The organism is Acinetobacter pittii ANC 4050, assembly GCF_000399685.1.
GTDB classification, from domain to species: Bacteria; Pseudomonadota; Gammaproteobacteria; order Pseudomonadales; family Moraxellaceae; genus Acinetobacter; species Acinetobacter pittii_E.
On record NZ_KB976987.1, the window covers coordinates 2,573,978 to 2,592,247 of the forward strand.

Annotated in this window: 21 protein-coding genes; 16 read left to right on the forward strand and 5 right to left on the reverse strand. The window is 40.1% G+C overall.

Features of this window, described 5'->3' with window-relative positions; genetic code table 11:
* Positions 1-34 precede the first annotated feature (34 nt).
* The 4 genes from metX to rdgB all read left to right on the forward strand — a co-directional run bounded on the left by metX (position 35) and on the right by rdgB (position 3,176).
* Positions 35-1,195: a homoserine O-succinyltransferase MetX gene (metX, locus tag F931_RS15840; RefSeq protein WP_016142263.1), complete on the forward strand. Its 1,161-nt coding sequence runs from the start codon at positions 35-37 to the stop codon at positions 1,193-1,195.
* Complete coding sequence (metW, locus tag F931_RS15845) at positions 1,195-1,788, forward strand: methionine biosynthesis protein MetW (RefSeq protein ID WP_001217230.1); 594 nt, start codon at positions 1,195-1,197, stop codon at positions 1,786-1,788. Before metX ends, metW begins: the two co-directional genes overlap by 1 nt.
* Positions 1,785-2,372: a tetratricopeptide repeat protein gene (locus F931_RS15850; RefSeq protein WP_017385717.1), complete on the forward strand. Its 588-nt coding sequence runs from the start codon at positions 1,785-1,787 to the stop codon at positions 2,370-2,372. The genes metW and F931_RS15850 overlap by 4 nt, the downstream gene beginning before the upstream one ends.
* A gap of 177 nt (positions 2,373-2,549) precedes the next feature.
* Positions 2,550-3,176 (forward strand): RdgB/HAM1 family non-canonical purine NTP pyrophosphatase, encoded by a 627-nt coding sequence (rdgB, locus tag F931_RS15855; protein ID WP_004698813.1) that lies wholly within the window; start codon positions 2,550-2,552, stop codon positions 3,174-3,176.
* A gap of 210 nt (positions 3,177-3,386) precedes the next feature.
* Here the strand turns inward: rdgB and F931_RS15860 are convergent, their stop codons facing one another.
* Positions 3,387-4,262: an AEC family transporter gene (locus F931_RS15860; RefSeq protein ID WP_016142265.1), complete on the reverse strand. Its 876-nt coding sequence runs from the start codon at positions 4,260-4,262 to the stop codon at positions 3,387-3,389.
* Positions 4,263-4,516: 254 nt separating this feature from the next.
* Between F931_RS15860 and tatA the strand changes: the two genes are divergently transcribed.
* The 5 genes from tatA (at position 4,517) to F931_RS15885 (ending at position 10,612) form a co-directional block, all read left to right on the forward strand.
* Positions 4,517-4,735, forward strand: a complete 219-nt coding sequence (gene tatA / locus F931_RS15865; protein ID WP_016142266.1) for a Sec-independent protein translocase subunit TatA — start codon at positions 4,517-4,519, stop codon at positions 4,733-4,735.
* 12 nt (positions 4,736-4,747) lie between these two features.
* Positions 4,748-5,185 (forward strand): Sec-independent protein translocase protein TatB, encoded by a 438-nt coding sequence (gene tatB / locus F931_RS15870; protein ID WP_016142267.1) that lies wholly within the window; start codon positions 4,748-4,750, stop codon positions 5,183-5,185.
* On the forward strand, positions 5,182-5,952 hold the full coding sequence (gene tatC / locus F931_RS15875; RefSeq protein ID WP_016142268.1) for a twin-arginine translocase subunit TatC: 771 nt from the start codon (positions 5,182-5,184) through the stop codon (positions 5,950-5,952). Before tatB ends, tatC begins: the two co-directional genes overlap by 4 nt.
* 175 nt (positions 5,953-6,127) lie before the next feature.
* Positions 6,128-8,080: a PhoX family protein gene (locus tag F931_RS15880; RefSeq protein WP_016142269.1), complete on the forward strand. Its 1,953-nt coding sequence runs from the start codon at positions 6,128-6,130 to the stop codon at positions 8,078-8,080.
* 198 nt (positions 8,081-8,278) lie between these two features.
* Positions 8,279-10,612, forward strand: coding sequence for a PhoX family protein (locus tag F931_RS15885; protein WP_016142270.1), 2,334 nt, complete (start codon positions 8,279-8,281; stop codon positions 10,610-10,612).
* A 47-nt stretch (positions 10,613-10,659) separates the two neighbouring features.
* Here F931_RS15885 and F931_RS15890 read toward each other — a convergent pair whose 3' ends face one another.
* Positions 10,660-11,439, reverse strand: a complete 780-nt coding sequence (locus tag F931_RS15890) for an NRDE family protein (RefSeq protein WP_016142271.1) — start codon at positions 11,437-11,439, stop codon at positions 10,660-10,662.
* A gap of 93 nt (positions 11,440-11,532) precedes the next feature.
* Between F931_RS15890 and lgt the strand changes: the two genes are divergently transcribed.
* From lgt to msrA, 7 genes are all read left to right on the forward strand, one after another.
* Positions 11,533-12,351 (forward strand): prolipoprotein diacylglyceryl transferase, encoded by an 819-nt coding sequence (gene lgt / locus F931_RS15895; RefSeq protein ID WP_016142272.1) that lies wholly within the window; start codon positions 11,533-11,535, stop codon positions 12,349-12,351.
* Positions 12,352-12,430: 79 nt separating this feature from the next.
* Entirely contained in the window at positions 12,431-12,790 is a 360-nt protein-coding gene (locus F931_RS15900) for a hypothetical protein (RefSeq protein ID WP_016142273.1), read from the forward strand.
* 9 nt (positions 12,791-12,799) lie between these two features.
* On the forward strand, positions 12,800-13,162 hold the full coding sequence (locus tag F931_RS15905; RefSeq protein ID WP_016142274.1) for a hypothetical protein: 363 nt from the start codon (positions 12,800-12,802) through the stop codon (positions 13,160-13,162).
* A gap of 121 nt (positions 13,163-13,283) precedes the next feature.
* Positions 13,284-14,126 (forward strand): thymidylate synthase, encoded by an 843-nt coding sequence (gene thyA, locus F931_RS15910; RefSeq protein ID WP_016142275.1) that lies wholly within the window; start codon positions 13,284-13,286, stop codon positions 14,124-14,126.
* 45 nt (positions 14,127-14,171) lie between these two features.
* Positions 14,172-14,681 (forward strand): dihydrofolate reductase, encoded by a 510-nt coding sequence (folA, locus tag F931_RS15915; protein WP_016142276.1) that lies wholly within the window; start codon positions 14,172-14,174, stop codon positions 14,679-14,681.
* 14 nt (positions 14,682-14,695) lie between these two features.
* Positions 14,696-15,751 carry a DUF4105 domain-containing protein gene (locus F931_RS15920; RefSeq protein ID WP_016142277.1) on the forward strand — a complete coding sequence of 352 codons (1,056 nt, stop codon included), beginning with the start codon at positions 14,696-14,698 and terminating at the stop codon, positions 15,749-15,751.
* Positions 15,752-15,851: 100 nt separating this feature from the next.
* Positions 15,852-16,376 carry a peptide-methionine (S)-S-oxide reductase MsrA gene (msrA, locus tag F931_RS15925; protein ID WP_004794799.1) on the forward strand — a complete coding sequence of 175 codons (525 nt, stop codon included), beginning with the start codon at positions 15,852-15,854 and terminating at the stop codon, positions 16,374-16,376.
* Between the two features lie 57 nt (positions 16,377-16,433).
* Here msrA and F931_RS15930 read toward each other — a convergent pair whose 3' ends face one another.
* Genes F931_RS15930 through F931_RS15940 form a run of 3 tightly spaced genes read right to left on the reverse strand, consistent with a single transcriptional unit; the run spans position 16,434 to position 18,257 of the window.
* Positions 16,434-16,838 (reverse strand): ExbD/TolR family protein, encoded by a 405-nt coding sequence (locus F931_RS15930; protein WP_000885432.1) that lies wholly within the window; start codon positions 16,836-16,838, stop codon positions 16,434-16,436.
* Positions 16,838-17,458 carry a MotA/TolQ/ExbB proton channel family protein gene (gene exbB, locus F931_RS15935; RefSeq protein ID WP_016142278.1) on the reverse strand — a complete coding sequence of 207 codons (621 nt, stop codon included), beginning with the start codon at positions 17,456-17,458 and terminating at the stop codon, positions 16,838-16,840. The genes F931_RS15930 and exbB overlap by 1 nt, the downstream gene beginning before the upstream one ends.
* Positions 17,459-17,501: 43 nt before the next feature.
* Positions 17,502-18,257: an energy transducer TonB gene (locus tag F931_RS15940; RefSeq protein WP_016142279.1), complete on the reverse strand. Its 756-nt coding sequence runs from the start codon at positions 18,255-18,257 to the stop codon at positions 17,502-17,504.
* Between the last annotated feature and the right edge of the window lie 13 nt (positions 18,258-18,270).

Sequence of the window (18,270 nt, forward strand, 5' to 3'; positions counted from 1 at the left end):
TATTCCTGAAAGATTTAAAAGGCGAAATGTTCCCGTGTCTTTTCCAGCTGATTCAGTGGGGTTAGTCACTCCGCAAAAGTTCCAATTTGAAGAACCATTACATCTTGAATGTGGGCGTGTTTTGCCTCGTTTTGAATTAATGGTTGAAACTTACGGCACTTTAAATGCAGATCAATCAAATGCCATTTTAATCTGTCATGCTCTTTCCGGACATCATCATGCGGCCGGTTATCACCATGAAGATGATAAAAAAGCTGGATGGTGGGATAGCTGTATTGGCCCGGGTAAGGCAATCGATACAAATAAGTTTTTTGTAGTTTCGCTCAATAATATTGGTGGATGTAGTGGCTCAACTGGTCCAACATCGCCAAATCCTGAAAATGATAACCGTCCTTATGGACCGGATTTTCCGTTAGTAACGGTGCGCGACTGGGTTAAAACTCAGGCCATGCTTTCTGACCGTTTAGGTGTAAACGTCTGGTATGCAGTGGTTGGTGGGTCATTAGGGGGCATGCAAGCCCTACAATGGTCAGTCGATTATCCTGACCGTCTACAAAAGTGTGTGATTATTGCCAGTGCACCAAAGCTTTCAGCACAAAATATTGCATTTAACGAAGTTGCACGACAGTCGATCTTGTCCGATCCAGATTTCCATCATGGTCGTTATTTAGAAAATGATAGTTACCCGAAACGCGGACTAATTTTGGCTCGCATGGTAGGTCATATCACCTATCTTTCAGAAGAAGCCATGAAACAAAAATTTGGCCGTGATTTAAAATCTGGCAAATTTATGTATGGTTTTGATGTCGAATTTCAGGTCGAAAGCTATCTTCGTTATCAAGGCGAACAGTTCAGCCGTAACTTTGATGCCAATACCTACCTCATCATGACCAAAGCTTTAGATTATTTTGACCCATCACGTGAATACGGCCACTCACTCACTGAAGCAATGGGCAAAACCAAATGTCAGTTCTTGATTGTCTCGTTTACCACTGACTGGCGTTTTGCACCAAGCCGTTCACAAGAAATTGTAGATGCACTTATTACTAATCATAAGCCTGTAAGTTACTTAGATATTGATGCTGAGCAAGGTCATGACTCGTTCTTATTCCCTATTCCACTGTATGTCAAAACTATGCGCGCTTTCTTAGGCGGTGAAGAACACTTAAAATCGACATCACTGGAGGCAAGCTAATGCGTATTGATCAACAACTAGCAGAAAAGTGGATTAAACCCGGCTCAAGCGTACTCGATTTAGGGTGTGGTGACGGTGAATTACTCGCTCATATGAGCCAAAAGCATCAAATTCGTGCTTATGGTTTAGAAATTGATCAAGAAAAGATTGCAATTGCCGTCAGTCGCGGGTTAAATATTATTCAACAAGATTTGAATCTCGGCTTAAGCCGCTTTGCTGACCAGTCATTTGACTATGTGGTTATGGCACAAGCTTTGCAAGCCGTAGATGCACCCGATGTTTTATTAAGAGACATGGTGCGTGTGGGTAAACAGGCCATTATTACTTTTCCAAACTTTGCGCATTGGAAGACTCGCTCTTTTCTTGCATTAAAAGGAATGATGCCTGTATCGGATGCTCTACCATATATGTGGTATAACACCCCCAACATTCATTTATGTACATTTAAAGATTTTGAAGCACTATGTGCTGAAAATCAGATACAAATTATTAATCGACTCGCCGTCAATGGAAATCAGCAGGGAAGCCTGTTAAGCAAACATGTTCCGAATTTGTTTGGTGAAGTCGCTATTTATCGAGTGAGTGCACTATGAAAAAGACATTATTTAGCACACTATTTGCAGGACTGCTAAGTATGCAGGCTCATGCAGATTATATCGCCCAGCCACAATCGGTTGCGAGTCAGGCTGCACGTTTTTCAACAATGGGGATTAATGATCTTCAGAAAGCAGCAAAAGCTGGTCAAGCAGGCGCACAATTTTACCTTGGTACACACTACCAATATGGTAAAGATGTAGCAAAAGACGAGAAGCAAGCTTTCGCATGGTTTAAAGCAGCAGCTGACCAAGGTTTATCACCAGCACAACTCAACGTGGGCCGTATGTATGCCGACGGTATTGGTGTTAAAAAAGATGAGTCTATGGCTCGTAAATACTTTGAAAAAGCAGCAAGCAATGGCGATAACCGTGCAAGCTATAACCTCGCGATGATGGAAGAGCAAAAGAAAAACTACGTGGGTGCTTACCAGTGGTATGAGCTTTCAACTCGTGATGGCATGCTCGACAATAAAGTGATTAGCCTATCTGAAGGTAAGAAAACTGCTCTTGCAGCAAACTTGACTCAAGAACAAATCCGTACAGCACGTGACCGTGCGGACAAATGGATTCAAGCACAATAATAACGGTTCATCCGTAAAAAACCTTACTCGACTAAAACCACCTTGTATGCTCTACAAGGTGGTTTTAGCTTATTAGGATATTCTCATTTATATTCTATTTGTTTACCTCTATATCCCCTCTTAAAAAACACGTAACATAACTGATGTTCGATATTAGCTATAAAGTTTGGTTTTATTATGTCTACCCCACATTGGTTTGATCAGGGCAGTTTAGTTCTTGCCAGCAATAACAAAGGTAAAGTCGCAGAGTTTGAAAAACTTTTTGAACAGCTCAAGTTACCAGTAGAAATTATTCCTCAAGGTCGCCTTAATATTCCTGATGCAATCGAAGACGGCTTAAGCTTTATTGAAAATGCAATTATTAAAGCGCGTCATGCTTCTAAAATTTCAGGTAAGCCTGCTATGGCTGACGACTCTGGTATTTGTGTACCAGTCTTAGGCGGCGCACCTGGTATTTATTCAGCACGCTATGCTGGAGAACATGGTGACGATGCAGCAAATAATGCGAAATTATTAAATGACCTTTTACCCTACCGTAAAAATGGTGAAGTAATTGAAGGTATGTTTGTATGCGTACTTGCTTTAGTGACGCATGCTGAAGACCCTTTACCACAAATTTTCCAAGGCATCTGGCACGGCGAAATTTTAGAAGCTGCACGTGGTGAAAATGGCTTCGGCTATGACCCATTGTTCTGGTTGCCTGAGCTACAAGTGTCTAGCGCTGAACTTTCTAAAGAAGATAAGAATAAGATTAGTCATCGTGGGCAAGCGATGCAGTTATTTAGAGAGAGCTTACAGAAGTAAAACTTCATATCGGTTTTAGTTTAACGTTAAAGCCATTTGCTATCGTGCTAGGTGACATGGATGTCGCCTGTCGAACTGCGACATCAAGGATGTGTCGTCAGTTCGACAAATGGTTTTGTTACTTTTGACGAAACAAAAGTAAATATTGCCTACATACACAAAATAAGCATATAACCAATATTCTAAGGCTGTATGCTCTAACCCTCTTCCTTAGAAATAAAGATGTAAAAACACAGCATAAATCGCAATACACACACAACTCACAATCGTCCCTGAAGCGATATAAGCTGCAGATCTTCCCGTTCCTTGATAATGTGTTTCTAGTGCTACAATATTGGCTGCTGGCGGCAAACAGAACATTAAAAACATTACTCCAATTTGCTGAGAAATATTTGGAATCGGTAGAAATCTATAAGTTAAGCCGCAAAGTACAACCCCACAGGCAACTTTAAATGCTTGAGCTTTCGTACTATAAGTTAAGTCTTTTAAATGTACCCGAGTACGACGCAACCACATTCCCAATACACACATGCCAGCAAAAGTCATTGCGAACTTAGCAATCTCATATACCCAATGTATGGCGGGATGCTCGATATGTTGAGCCCCTAATAACCTGAACAGAAGTGCACAAAAGATTGAAATACACGGTGGAGATGACAGAACCTTTTTTAATATGCTGAGCTTACTTTGTGGTGCGGTGGTGACTGCCGTGACAGCCCATGCATTTCCAAAAAGAGACATCCCAATATATAGCGCAACAATTGGAGCCGTAGCATCAGGGCCAAATAAAGCCATGGCAAAAGGAAAACCGAGCCAGCCCATGTTGGTATAACTTACACAAAGTGCCAATAAGCGATCTTTAAATAAAGCTAAATAAGTAAAGAAAATAAGAAATGCTGAACCGAAGCTAAAGAGCATTAAACTCAAACTACCCGGCTGATAAAATACCATGTTGTAAATAATCACAACTGGAATGAGTAAGCGAGCAAGCCAAGCTGAAAGAATAGGTTTTATAGTTTCTGCAAGGGAAGTCTGAGCAAGTAAAAGTCCTGTGATAAATGCCAATACAGGCAGTAGTAGCGCCACGCTCTCTCCTCTTGCTCATTAAAGACAGCTTGTTATGCTACACCTTTTCAAAGTGAAATGTGCTTTCCATTTCAAGTAATTTAAGCGCCCGATATCGGCGTGCCTATAAATTAAATAATTAAATAATTTCTCTATGAAAATTATCTTTTTAGGTTTTAGCCCTTATTCACTGTCTTAAAAATGACACATAAGTGTCACATTCCTGTCATGGCAACCTGTTGATATAAAGCAAACTGAAAAAGAGGTATAAGATCATGGCTGGTTTATCTATTTGGCATGTCGTTATTTTTGCAATTGTCGTTATTTTATTATTCGGTACATCTAAATTAAAAAATATCGGTAAAGATGTTGGTGGTGCAGTAAAAGACTTTAAAAAATCAGTTCGTGAAGAAGACGAAACTGCAACGCTTCATACGCCACGTACAATTGATGCCCAAGTCAAAACTCCTGACAGCACATCAGTAAAAAGCTAAAGGTTTTCGACCATGCTTGATGTAGGAATGACAGAGCTACTCTGCTTTGCAATTATTGCAATTTTAGTTTTAGGTCCAGATAAACTACCGGAAGCTGCACGTTTTGCTGGCCGATGGTATGTTCGCCTAAAACGTTATATTACCAATTTGCAAAATGAGATTGATCAAGAGTTGCGTCTTTCTGAGTTTCGAAAAGAAATGCAAGAAGAGCTCAACCGCATTGAAGCACTAGAACGAAAAGTTCAACAACAACTTGAAGAAATCCAAAAACAAAATATTGCTGAAAATATAGATAAGACTGAGGCAGTTAAAAAGATGCCTCAACCTATTCGGATATGTCTTCCTATATCAGGTCATTATAAAGTTCCATATATGGAAAAATTTGTGCCTTTCACATCATCAACTGATATTTCAGAGACATCACCTGTTAAATTGAAGATTGCCGTATGAACCAACTGCCTTCAACCACTGTAAATAGTCAGGAAAATTTAGACCAAATGCCAATCATGAGCCATTTGGTTGTTTTAAGACGCCATTTATTTAGAATTGTCGGGGTAACCTTATTTTTATTCTTTTGCTTATTACCCTTTAGAAATAATACTTACCAATTATTATCCGAACCTTTAAGGCTGCAACTCCCGACCTCCTCCTCAATGATTGCAACCGATGTCACTGCAACATTTATGGCACCTTTTAAACTCAATTTATTTGTCGCGCTTGTACTAGCAATGCCATTTATTCTTTATGAAATATGGTCATTTGTTCGTCCGGCGCTATATCAAAAAGAACGCCATTTAGCCCTGCCATTACTCATCGGTAGTATTGTCTTGTTTTATGCGGGCGTTGCTTTTGCATATTACATTACCCTTCCGGCAATTTTGCATTTCTTTATTAGTGTATCGCCTGAAACCGTTGCACCGATGACCGATATTAATAGCTATCTAAGCTTTTGCTTAAAGCTATTTTTAGTGTTTGGACTGACTTTTGAGATTCCAATCGCGACTCTCTTACTTATTTTAATTGGTGTCGTAAATACAAAAAGTCTTGCTGAAAAAAGACGTTTTATTATTGTAGGATGCTTTTTCGTTGCAATGTTTATTACCCCACCAGATGCTATTTCAATGGTGATGTTAGCAATTCCTATGTGGTTACTTTTTGAGCTTGGTCTGCTCTTCGGTAAAATTCTTGAGAAAAGAAAAACTCATTCTGCCGAATAAAATAGTTTTTAAGAAAAAGCCTGAACCTCGAAGTTCAGGCTTTTTTATGTAGAGCACTTTTTAATCTACAAAGCAATAAACTGTCTTCAAAGTGACTTAAAAATGTAAGAAAAGTGTCATTTTCAATCCATAGAATCAACTCAACAAATATACCCACAAAATTTACGGATTTATTATGACAACTGCTTCTAACCACCCAACACGTCGCGAAGTTTTAAAATGGTTTTCGGGGATTCCTTTCCTTCCATTAGGTGCGATGGCTACGGCAGCAACGTTAGCAGGTTGTAATGATAGTGATGATAGTTCTGTAATCACACCAACACCGCAACCAAGTAAATTAAAAAATGCAAAATTCACAGCAATGTCGGCGCCTACGACTGCAGCAGATCGCGCCACAACTTTAGTGAATTCTAAATTAAAAATTGACTGGGAAAACTCAACCAGTACTGAATACCAACTTGCTTATAAACCCTTCTTCAAAACAGGTGATAGCGTACCAAAGCATGGGGGTGGAACTATTATCGCGGGTGGTTATTTTGATGTTAATGGCAATCCAATTATGGATAAATCGGTTGCTGGTAAAGAACGTCAGTTCTTTTCTGACTGTCCAGATGGTTCATCTTTAATTCAATTAGATGGTGCGAAAGTTGAAGGCGTAGCAAACCCTGTGTTCCACGTTGTTCAATTTGAATATAACTCTAAAGACCAAGCAGGCGGCGACACTTACGGTCAACTACCATCTCCAATCGCAATTTTGACTTTAGATCAAGACCCGAAAACAGGTCACTTAGAGCTTAAAAAATACTTCAATGTTGACACTGCTCCTGTTCATGGCTTATGGATCACTTGTGGTGCAAGTTTATCGCCTTGGAACACTCACTTATCGAGTGAAGAATATGAGCCTGATGCATTCAATCAAGGCATTGGTGGTACAGATCCAAAATATCTTGGGAAATACTTCTTTGGTGATGAAACTAAAGCAAATCCATATAACTATGGTCATTTGCCAGAAGTAACGGTTAACCTAGATGGTACTGGTAGCATTAAAAAGCATTATTGTTTAGGCCGTATTTCTCATGAACTTATTCATGTTATGCCAGACAACCGTACAGCGCTCATGGGTGATGACTACACAAATGGTGGTTTCTTCATGTTCGTTGCTGATAAAGAAAAAGATTTATCGGCAGGTACGCTCTATGTTGCTAAATACATCAATACGCTAACTGAAACATCACAAGCCAGCATTCAATGGATCAAACTTGGTCACGCGACAAGTAAAGAAATTGAAGATTTAGTTGCTGGTGGAATTAAATCAACTGACATCATGGAAAGTTTAACAACCAATCCAAATGATGCGAGTTACACTGAAATCACTTTGGCAAAGAAACAGCTTTGGGTAAAACTTAAACCAGGCATGGAAAAAGCAGCCGCTTTCTTGGAAACACATCGCTATGCAGCGTTAAAAGGTGCAAGTATGGCATTCACCAAGATGGAAGGTACTAACGTAAATATTAAAGATAAAATTGCGTACTCTGCTTTAGCTAATATTCAAGATTCAATGGTTGTTGGCGGTAAAGGTTATGTTGCGGAACATAATGTAGGGTTCTCTAAAAAGATTACTGCTGGTGGCGTGCTTGCGCACAAATTAGGTAAAAGCTTTACAGATAATGAAGGCAGCGCAATCAATAGCGAATGGGTTCCTCTTTACTCATATATGTTGTTAATGGGTGAAGATCTTCCTGAGAAAGATAGCTTAGGTAATACAGCTCACCCAGACAAAGTTGCTAGCCCAGACAACCTGAAGTTCTCTGAAACTTTACGTACATTATTTATTGGTGAAGACTCTGGTAACCACGTGAACAACTTCTTGTGGGCATATAATGTAGATACTAAAGAGTTAACACGACTGCTTTCGACACCAGCAGGTGCAGAGTCAACAGGCTTACATGCTGTAGATTCAATTAATGGTTGGACTTACATCATGAGCAACTTCCAACACCCAGGCGATAGCAGCAGTGTACCTGATGATGTAAAAGCATTAATTAACCAAAATTATAATAATGGTTATAGCGCAAACGTGGGCTATATTACAGCAGACCCAATTGCCCCTTCTGTCACAACCAAATAATTTTTCATACCATCTTTAAGTATTAAAGCTGGCCAAGGTCAGCTTTAATGTTTTTTACAGTCAACTTTCACTTTTTATGAAAAAAAATTATAGAACATTTCATTAACTTATCATCAAAACGTCAAAGCCTCGTCACATTCACAAACTAAGCTCATGAAGACTTTTAGAACAATCTCTTTATTTACTTAGGAATTTCCCATGACAGAGCTGACGCCATATCATGAAGACCAAGAACTGGACAATAATACTTCTGACAACACCCACTTTCGCGACATTTTAGAACAACACATCAGTCGTCGTAGTTTAATTACAAAAGCAGCAAGCGGTGCGGTAGCACTAACTTTAGCCTCTACCTTAACAGGCTGTAATGATAGTGATGATGACTCAGGTTCAAACAACGGTGGAACCACACCAGTAGATCCAAATAAAAAACCAGAAAAATTAACTTTTACCGCAGTTGCGAAAAACCATAACGATATTGTGACTGTACCTGAAGGTTATGAAGCGAATGTCATTTATGCTTTGGGTGATTCAATCAACCCAAGAGTTGGAGATTGGGATGACAATAATATTCCATCAGGCCCAAGCTTCCAGTTCCGTTCAGGGGATTGTCATGACGGCATGCATTTCTTTGGTTTAAATGCTTCAACAAAAAACTTTGATGAAAGTGTTTCAGCTGAAGGTTTATTGGTGATGAATCACGAATATATCAACCAAACGTTCCTTCACCCCAAAGGCCCAACAAAAGTTGATGGACGCCGCCCTGAAGATGAAGTCATTCGTGAAACCAATGCACATGGGGTTTCTATTGTTCACATCAAAAAAGATGCAGCAACTCAAAAAGTAACAATTGATAAAAACTCTATTTTTAATCGTCGTATTACCGCTTCTACAGTTATGGAATTTGCGGGTGCTGCAGCGGGTTCTGGCTTGCTTACAACTCGCTTCTCACCTGCTGGACGTCAAACACGTGGCACTCATAATAACTGCGGTAATGGTTATACGCCTTGGGGCACATACTTAACTACTGAAGAAAACTTTATTGGTTATTTCCAACGTTCAGGTAGTGATGAATATGCACGTACAGATGCAGAAAAAATTGCATTAAAACGTTATGGTTTAGGTGTTAAAAAAGATGAACCTTATTTGTATGAGCAAGATGAAAAAGGTGCTCCTAAAAAAGATAAAGATGGCAATATCATTTACTTAAAAGATAAAAATGGTGAGTTCATCCCTAACGTTGATGAACAAGGGCGCCAAATTTATTTAGGCACAAGTTCACGCTACGGCTGGGAAACAGCAATTGGTCAAGTAGAGTCACAAGACTTATATGATCGCTGGAATGCTGATGTAAAAGCTGCACAAGCTACCCAAGATTATCGTAACGGTCCAAATACATTTGGCTGGATGGTTGAGATTGATCCATTTGATGGACGTCAAAATCCAGTTAAACGTACCTCATTAGGCCGTTTTGCTCATGAAGACAGTGCTTGCCGTGCTGTAGTAGGTCAGCCATTAGCGTTTTATATGGGTGATGATTCTCGCGGTGAGTACATCTATAAGTTTGTCTCTACCGCAGTGTGGGATGCCAAAGATGTAAATCGTGGCTATACAGCTGGCGACAAATATATGAACGCGGGCAAATTGTATGTTGCCAAATTTAATAACGATGGTACAGGTCAATGGATTGAACTTGCTTATGGCAAAAATGGCTTAAATGAAAGCAACACCACTTACCCTTTCAAATCTCAGGCAGACGTTGTCACATTTGCACGTTTGGCGGGTGATGCAGTCGGTGCTACCAAAATGGACCGTCCAGAATGGTGTACAGTCAATCCAGTAAATGGCGAAGTCTATGTCACTCTAACCAACAACTCAAATCGTGGTAAAGATTACGCGACCGATGCTGCAAATCCACGTAACTACACAGACCTCTACAACGGCACTAAAGAGCAAAAGGGTAACGTTAACGGTCACATTATCCGTTTTAAAGAAACTGATGACAAAACCACTGCCGAAACCTTCAAGTGGGATATTTATCTGTTTGGTGCAGAAGCATCGATGGCTTCAAATATCAACTTATCTGGCCTAACCGACAATAATGATTTGTCATCTCCAGACGGGATGTGGTTTGACCCACGTGGCGTACTTTGGATTCAGACAGATGATGGTGCTTACACCGATGTTACTAACTGTATGATGCTTGCTGCACTACCGGGCCAAATTGGTGATGGTACTACTGCAACTACGTCAAATGGCCAACAAACGCTAGTCGGTGCTAAAGTTACAGATTCAACACTACGCCGTTTCTTGGTTGGACCAAAGCAATGTGAAATTACAGGCATTGCCATGACACCTGACCACAAAGCAATCTTTATTAATGTTCAACACCCTGGTGAAGACTCGAAAAGTTACTCGACACCAGACAGTAACTGGCCTGCAACTCAAAAAGATCCAAACAATAAAACTGCACGCCCACGCTCAGCAACTGTGGTGATTACCCGTAAAGATGGCGGTGTGATCGCGGGTTAATTCTTAAGTAATTAAAAATGCCGGTCAATTGATCGGCATTTTTATTATCATCGATTTAAGAGAACCTGTTGCTGAACGATTTGTCCACTATGCTCGCCTTGTTGGGTCTTTTCCAACCAAAGCCATTCATTATTGGTCATTCTTAGAAAGTTTGAGCAACGTGTTCCATACACAGGACTTTGAATAAAGGTTGAGGATAACAACTCCTCCATTTCTGGCTGGATGCCTGTATTGGGTAGTAATGCTGTCGTAACTTTACGCTCATCTTCAAGAATATCCCACGCCGCGTGCTGTAAAGTTAACTCTTCCGTTTGGTGCTGAAGCATAGGCAAAAACTCTTGGGTAAAGCGTGTTCGTAAATGTTTAGTTTTCTCCCAATGTTCAGACATTAAGCCATTCGAAACCACATACACACCGTTAGCCAATACTTGCGGCGCTTCACCACGGTTACTCATATAAACCGCTTGATCCGCATTTCCCATAAACAAATTAAAGCCAGCAAAATTCTGTTGCTGTTGTTCTAATTGTTGAGCAAATCGAATCGGCAATAAATCAGATTCTAAAAAAGCCTGAACCAAATGGCCCCGAGAAGTTTCATATGACTTTTGATCGCGCCCATCACGAAAATTGGTTAACACAGCCCATCGGCCTTGAGGTGTGATTCCCATCCAAGTACCGCCCGACTGTAAGTCTTGCCCTGCAATAATCGGCGTATGATCCCATTGATGCAATAATGCGGTTGGTCGATGATAGAACTCATCCCGATTTGACATAAGACACAAGGGCATATCATCCAGAACATGCCATGCTAAAGCGACAATACACATCTTTTCTTATTCCCTATCTTTACACATTGAATGTACAACATTTTTCACATCATTCCGCTACAATCTGTCAAAACGTAAGATCAAGGAGCAGCAATGCTGACCTATCCTAATATCGATCCGGTCGCAATACATCTAGGACCTCTTCAAGTTCATTGGTATGGACTCATGTATTTATTGGCATTTTTATGTGCTTGGGGGCTTGCTTCCTACCGTGCCAAACAGCGTGATGGCTGGACATCGGACATGGTTTCCGATCTGGTGTTTTATGGTGCCTTAGGTGTCGTTCTGGGCGGTCGTGTCGGCTATGTCCTTTTCTATGAGTTTGATAAATTCCTTGAAAACCCTATTTGGCTCTTTCAAGTCTGGACAGGTGGTATGAGTTTCCACGGCGGCTTTTTAGGCGTCATGATTGCGATGTTATTTTGGTGTAAAAAGTACCAAAAAACATGGTTCCAAACCCTCGACTTTATTGCGCCATGTGTACCAACTGGCCTAATGTTTGGACGCTTTGGTAACTTCATTGGCGGAGAGTTATACGGCCGTGCGGTAACTGATCCTAATTACCCATTTGGTATGATCTTCCCAACTGATCCATTACAACTGGTACGTCATCCATCACAAATTTATCAAGCAATTTGTGAAGGCTTAATCCTATTTATTATCTTGTGGTGGTTTAGTTCAAAACCACGTCCACGTATGGCAGTTTCTGCTTTATTCTTAATGGGGTATGGCGTTGCGCGCTTTGTGATGGAATTCTTCCGTCAACCCGATGCCGACCAAGGTTTTATTCTATTTGGCTGGATGACTAAAGGACAAATCCTCACCGTTCCAATGTTGCTGATTGGCCTTTGGATGATGTGGTATGCCTATCAAAAGAAAATTTATGACTGGGGTCCACAAAAGAACAGTTAATATGATAAATCAGAGGAGTTTCGGCTCCTCTTTTCTTTTTTATGCTACAGTTTTACTCTCCCAAAAATGAAGATATGCCATGCTGGAATTCTGGTTTGACACACAAGTCCCAACATTTAAAAAATTAGTGATTTTAATTATTACTTTGGCTATTTGTATTGGACTATATCAATACCAGCCTTTGCCATTAGATACGATTCTCATGTTTACTGGAACTGGTGTTATCTTTTTAATCTGCCGTTATTTTAAATTACATTTTGCTCAAAAAAATCCGACTGGCTTGCTTTACCGCCTGCTGACTTGGATCCCTATCGCACTGTTATTCGCACTTATCTTTGTTAAAACAATGCCGAACTTGCTGGTCTGGGGTGTTCAAGGAATTGCTTTTATGGCACTAGCAGTTTTTATCTTTTCACCTCAATCACTTTTTAATAAATAGGCTTGATATATGTTGGCTTATTGGTACAACGCTCCGCGCCACATCAAACTTATCTTTATTATTGTGGTTTGTGTTGCCATTTATGCAGCCAATCAAGCTCAGCCCTTATCGCCGACCTATACAATCCTTAGTCTTGTGTTAGGTTTTGGACTTCACTTCGGACAATATTTAAAAACAAAAATTTCAGTTCGTGGCTCACATAAATCTAACTTTCAGTTTCTACTTAAAATTTATCCTCTCATTATTGTTGCTATTGTGATGTGGTTGCTGCCACCTCAACACAATTGGATCGCAACGATACAAGCTCTAGGCTTTGTACTGGTTGGATTTTTTCTTGTTTCAATTTATCAAAATCGTGCGAAACGTTTTTGATTGCAAACTATGGCTCGCTTTCCTACCTATCATTAAACCATGCTATTATCTTCCACGGTTTATCGATCCATAAACCATCTCCCCTTTTATTTGATGGAATTAATCCGAACTCGAGAGTGTTATGCGTGCATATTTAGACCTACTACAACATATCCTTGATAATGGCGGTGACAAAGGCGACCGTACAGGCACAGGAACCCGTTCTGTATTTGGTCATCAAATGCGTTTTGATCTCTCTAAAGGTTTTCCTTTACTCACCACAAAAAAAGTTCATTTCCGTTCTATCGTGATTGAGTTACTTTGGTTTTTAAAAGGTGACACCAACGTCCAATATCTAAAAGATAATAAAGTTTCAATTTGGGACGAATGGGCAACAGCAGAACAAACTGCTCGTTTTGGCCGCCCAGAACATGAGCTTGGGCCTGTTTATGGTCATCAATGGCGTAATTTCGGTGCAACAAAAAAGGCAGATGGTACTTATAACCAAGATGGTTTTGACCAGATTAAATGGTTAATTAATGAAATTAAAACCAACCCAAATTCACGCCGTTTAATTGTTTCTGGCTGGAACCCAAATGAAGCGGGACAAGTTGCATTACCACCTTGCCATACGCTCTTCCAATTTTTTGTACAAGACAACAAGTTGTCATGCCAGCTTTATCAACGTAGTGCTGATGTGTTCTTAGGCGTACCTTTTAACATTGCGAGTTATGCCCTACTCACCCATATGATTGCTCAAGTATGTGGTTTAGGTGTTGGTGATTTTGTCTGGACTGGTGGTGATACGCATCTTTATGCCAACCATTTTGAACAAGCTAAACTTCAATTGACACGTGAGCCTTTACCACTGTGCCAATTGAAACTAAACCCAGAAATAACTGATTTGTTTGATTTCAAATTTGAAGATATTGAAATTGTAGGTTATGAATCACATCCGGCAATTAAAGCACCAGTTGCAGTATAACGACGGCTTAAATTTCATTAGATTACGGTTTAGAGAATAAAGATTATGGCATGGCAAAATGTAGAAGTTGTCCACGTTGTGGCAATGGACAAGAATCACTGTATTGGTAAAGGCAATGCGTTGCCATGGCATATTTCTGCCGACTTAAAACACTTTAAAGAAATCACCCAAGGCGGTGTGGTCGTAATGGGCCGTAAAACACTTGAGTCTATGGGCCGTGCTCTACCAAACCGTGTGAACTGGGTAATTACCCGTGACATTAACTGGCAATTTGACGGTGTTAAGGTTGCATACTCAATTGAAGATGCTTTAAACGCAACTTTAGAAGATGTAAAAAATACTGAAAAACAAGCATTGTTCATCATTGGTGGCGGTGAGATATTCAAGCAAACGTTATCAATTGCAGACCGTCTTGAACTCACTCATGTTGACTTAGATGTGCAAGGTGATGCACATTATCCAACAATACCGAGTGAATTTCATAAAATTGCGAGTGAACAGCAAATTGATGAAAAATCAGGAACTTCATTCGAATTTGCCACTTATAAAAAATAATTTTATGGATACCTATGCACAATATCGGAACACGTGAATTTATTATTGCTCTACTTTTTGGGCTGCTACATAGTCTATTCACGCTGTTTATTGTGTTCTCTAGTATTTGGGTATGTGTAGCACTCTGGGTTCAACAACCTTTTGGATGGTTAGGCAGCCGCATACTCATCGGTATCTGGATTGCTTTTGCACTGAGTATGGCGGGCTTATATGTTGAAGGTCATATTATTAGCCGCCGTACCGATATCCTGATTTATCTTTTAGCATTTGCCTGCTCTCTTGTTTGGTATTTTTCCATTACTGCACGTCAAGATCGCGACTGGAACCCAGAAGTTGCCAATATGCTGAGCTATGAAAAGCACGGCGATGTAGTCACTTTACACAATGTTCGTAACTTCAACTGGCATCCTGATGGAACTTATGATGTGCGATGGGAAACCCGGACATTTGATCTTAAGCAATTAAATGGCATAAACATCATTGCATCTTACTGGATGGGGCCACAAATTGCTCACACACTGGTGAGCTTCGAATTTAAGAATCAGCAACCTTTGGTCTTCTCAATAGAGATTCGCAAAGAAAAAACTGAAGAGTTTTCAGCAATTGGTGGTTTTTTTAGAAAATATGAACTTAGCTTAATTGCTTCTGATGAAAAAGATATTGTCTATACGCGTAGCAACATCCGTAAAGAGCAAGTTTATAATTTCCCAGTCAATATGCCACGTAGCGAGCAAAAAGCGCTATTTTTAGAATATCTTAAGAAATCGGATGAGCTACGTGCAGAACCGAGGTGGTACAACACGCTTACGAGTAACTGTACAACTTTAATTTTTGATATGGTTCAAGCGATTAACCCCTATGAACTTCCTAAAGATTATCGTTTAATCGCTTCAGGTTACTTACCCAATTATTTATATGACCTTAAAGCACTCAATCAAAATATCAGTTTAAAACAGTGGTATCAAATTGCACATATCAACCCAAGAACTGAAAATTTTGAACAGCTTTCAGATCAGAGTAGTCAACACTTCTCTCAAATCGTTCGACAAGGTTTACCTAAAGCTAAGTGAAATAAGTAATGCACTTTTCTTTACTTTTTTATACATGCTTTACTTTGTATTTTAAATACATAAACCCTATTGTAATAGGCAGGAAATAGAGGGAAAAACAATGCAACAGGCATTATTTGGCGGCGGCTGTTTTTGGTGCGTCGAAGCTGTATTTTTACAAATACGCGGTGTAGAAAAAGTAACTAGTGGTTATGCAGGTGGGCACACAACTAATCCTACCTACGAGCAAGTATGTCAAGGAGACACCCAGCACGCTGAGGTGATCTTAGTCGACTTTGATGAAGAGCAAGTAACTTACTCCCAGTTACTCGACGTGTTCTTTGCGACTCACGATCCAACGACTTTAAATCGCCAAGGTAATGATATCGGCACACAATACCGTTCTGTTATTTACTATTATAATGAAGAGCAGAAGCAGGCAGCGGAACACACAATTCAGACTCTAAAAAATGATGATCTTGATATTGTGACTGAGCTGTCTCCTGTCCCGACCTTCTATCCGGCAGAAGAATATCATCAGAACTACTATGCAAAGAATCCTTCACAAGGTTATTGCAACTTTGCGATTCCACCTAAGCTGCTTAAGCTATATAGTAAATTCCAGCATCTGATGAAAGATCAATAAATCAGAACAATAAAAAAGCAACCAAATTGGTTGCTTTTTTATTAAGTAAACTAAATTTTAGTTTTCACTTACAAAGGCAATATCGCTCAGTCCGGCTTCACTGGCGCGAGACATTACCTGAGCAACAGTATCGTACTTCGACTCTTTATCAGCACGAAGTTGAACTGTTGGTTTAACATCACCTTGACCTGCTTCTTGAAAACGTTTTTGAAGCTCATCTAGGCTAATTACTTGAGTATCCCAAGCCACTTCACCATTTGCATTGATACTAATCGTAATCGCTTTTGGTGGTGGATCAATAATTTCAGCAGTTGTTTTAGGAAGCGTTAATGGAATCGATGGGTTGGCAACTGTTGCTGTGACCAAAAAGATGATCATTAACACCAACATAATGTCGATTAGCGGAATGAGGTTCATCTCATTCATGCCACTATCGTGGTCTTCACCCAATTGAAAAGCCATTAAGCTTGACCTCCAACATAACTTTGCTGTGCAGTTTTAACATCAGACTTTACAGTTGAGTCTTGCTGCAACATCGTGTCAATTAACAAGCTATGCGCTTGATCTTGTAAGTCATGAGCAAGACCACGATTTGCACGTACACAGATGTTGTAAGCCAATACCGCAGGAATCGCCACTGCAAGACCAAGACCCGTCATAATAAGTGCTTCACCTACTGGTGTAGCCACTTGAGCCAAACCTGCTTGTCCGCTTTTCCCTACCGCAACCAGCGCATGGAAAATACCCCAAACAGTACCAAACAAACCTACGAATGGTGCAATTGAAGCAATCGTTCCTAAAACCGAAATACCTTTATCAGCATTGGCTTTTTCAGCAGAAATCTGACGAAGTAATGCCTGCTCTGCAACCGCTTTACGCTGTTCAAAACTCAAAGGTTGTAACTTTGCTTTTAGCGAAGAGATAGCCTGAGAAAGTTGAGCATAAGCTTGTTGTTTTAGCTGGCGAGTCCCCATCAAACGTAAGATGAAAACTGTCCAGGTAGCAATCGACATTGCCAATAAGATGAAATACAGGGTTTTACTCACTGCATCTGCATGTTGCCAATAGATTGAAAAGTTCATATTGAACTCCTGATTAAGGTTAGCCGTTGGGACTCAAATTCATTTAAGGGGTTAAATCAAAGGGTTGCTCTGCTCTAATTGGATAAGCAACACCATTTTCCATATAAGGTTTAAATTTCGCACCGCGAACAGCACGGACAACTTTGTCGTCTAGGCTAGAAATACCACTACTTCTAGTCACTCGTACATTAATAATTTTGCCTTTTTCATCGGCTTCAATGAGTACAACAACAGAACGTGCTTCGCCTTGTAAATCTTTTGGAGAAACTGTTAAACGTGGTGAACGACTCCACTGTACCCCCGAGCCACCAATTGAAACTCGTTTTGGCGATGGATCTGGAGCAGGTTGAGCTTTAGGCGCTTCTTGTACCACTGGCTGTGGTTTTTCTACGACTTTTTCAGTAACAGTTGTCGTTGTCGTCACTACTTTGGTTTCAACTTTAGGTTCTGTCTTTACTGTTTCTTTTGGTGTTTCAGCTTTTTTCACCTGTTGAATTTTTTCCACTTTTTTCGGTGGTGTCACAGGCTTTTCAACAACTTTAACTTCTTTTACCTCTTTTTTAGGTTCCGGCTTTTTAGGCGGTTCCTTTGGTTTAGGAGGTAGTGGTTTTGGTTGCTCTTGAATTTTTACGAAACGTACCTGTAAAGGCTTCTTATCGATTGGCTTTAATTCAGCAGGCTTAATATGGCTAACTGCCCATAAGACCCCGATATGACCAATTGCAACCGCAATTAGTGCCGTGATGACTTTCTTTTTCATCGGATTGGGAGAGTTTAAGGCTGCGGAAGATTGACTCATAAGAATCTAATTA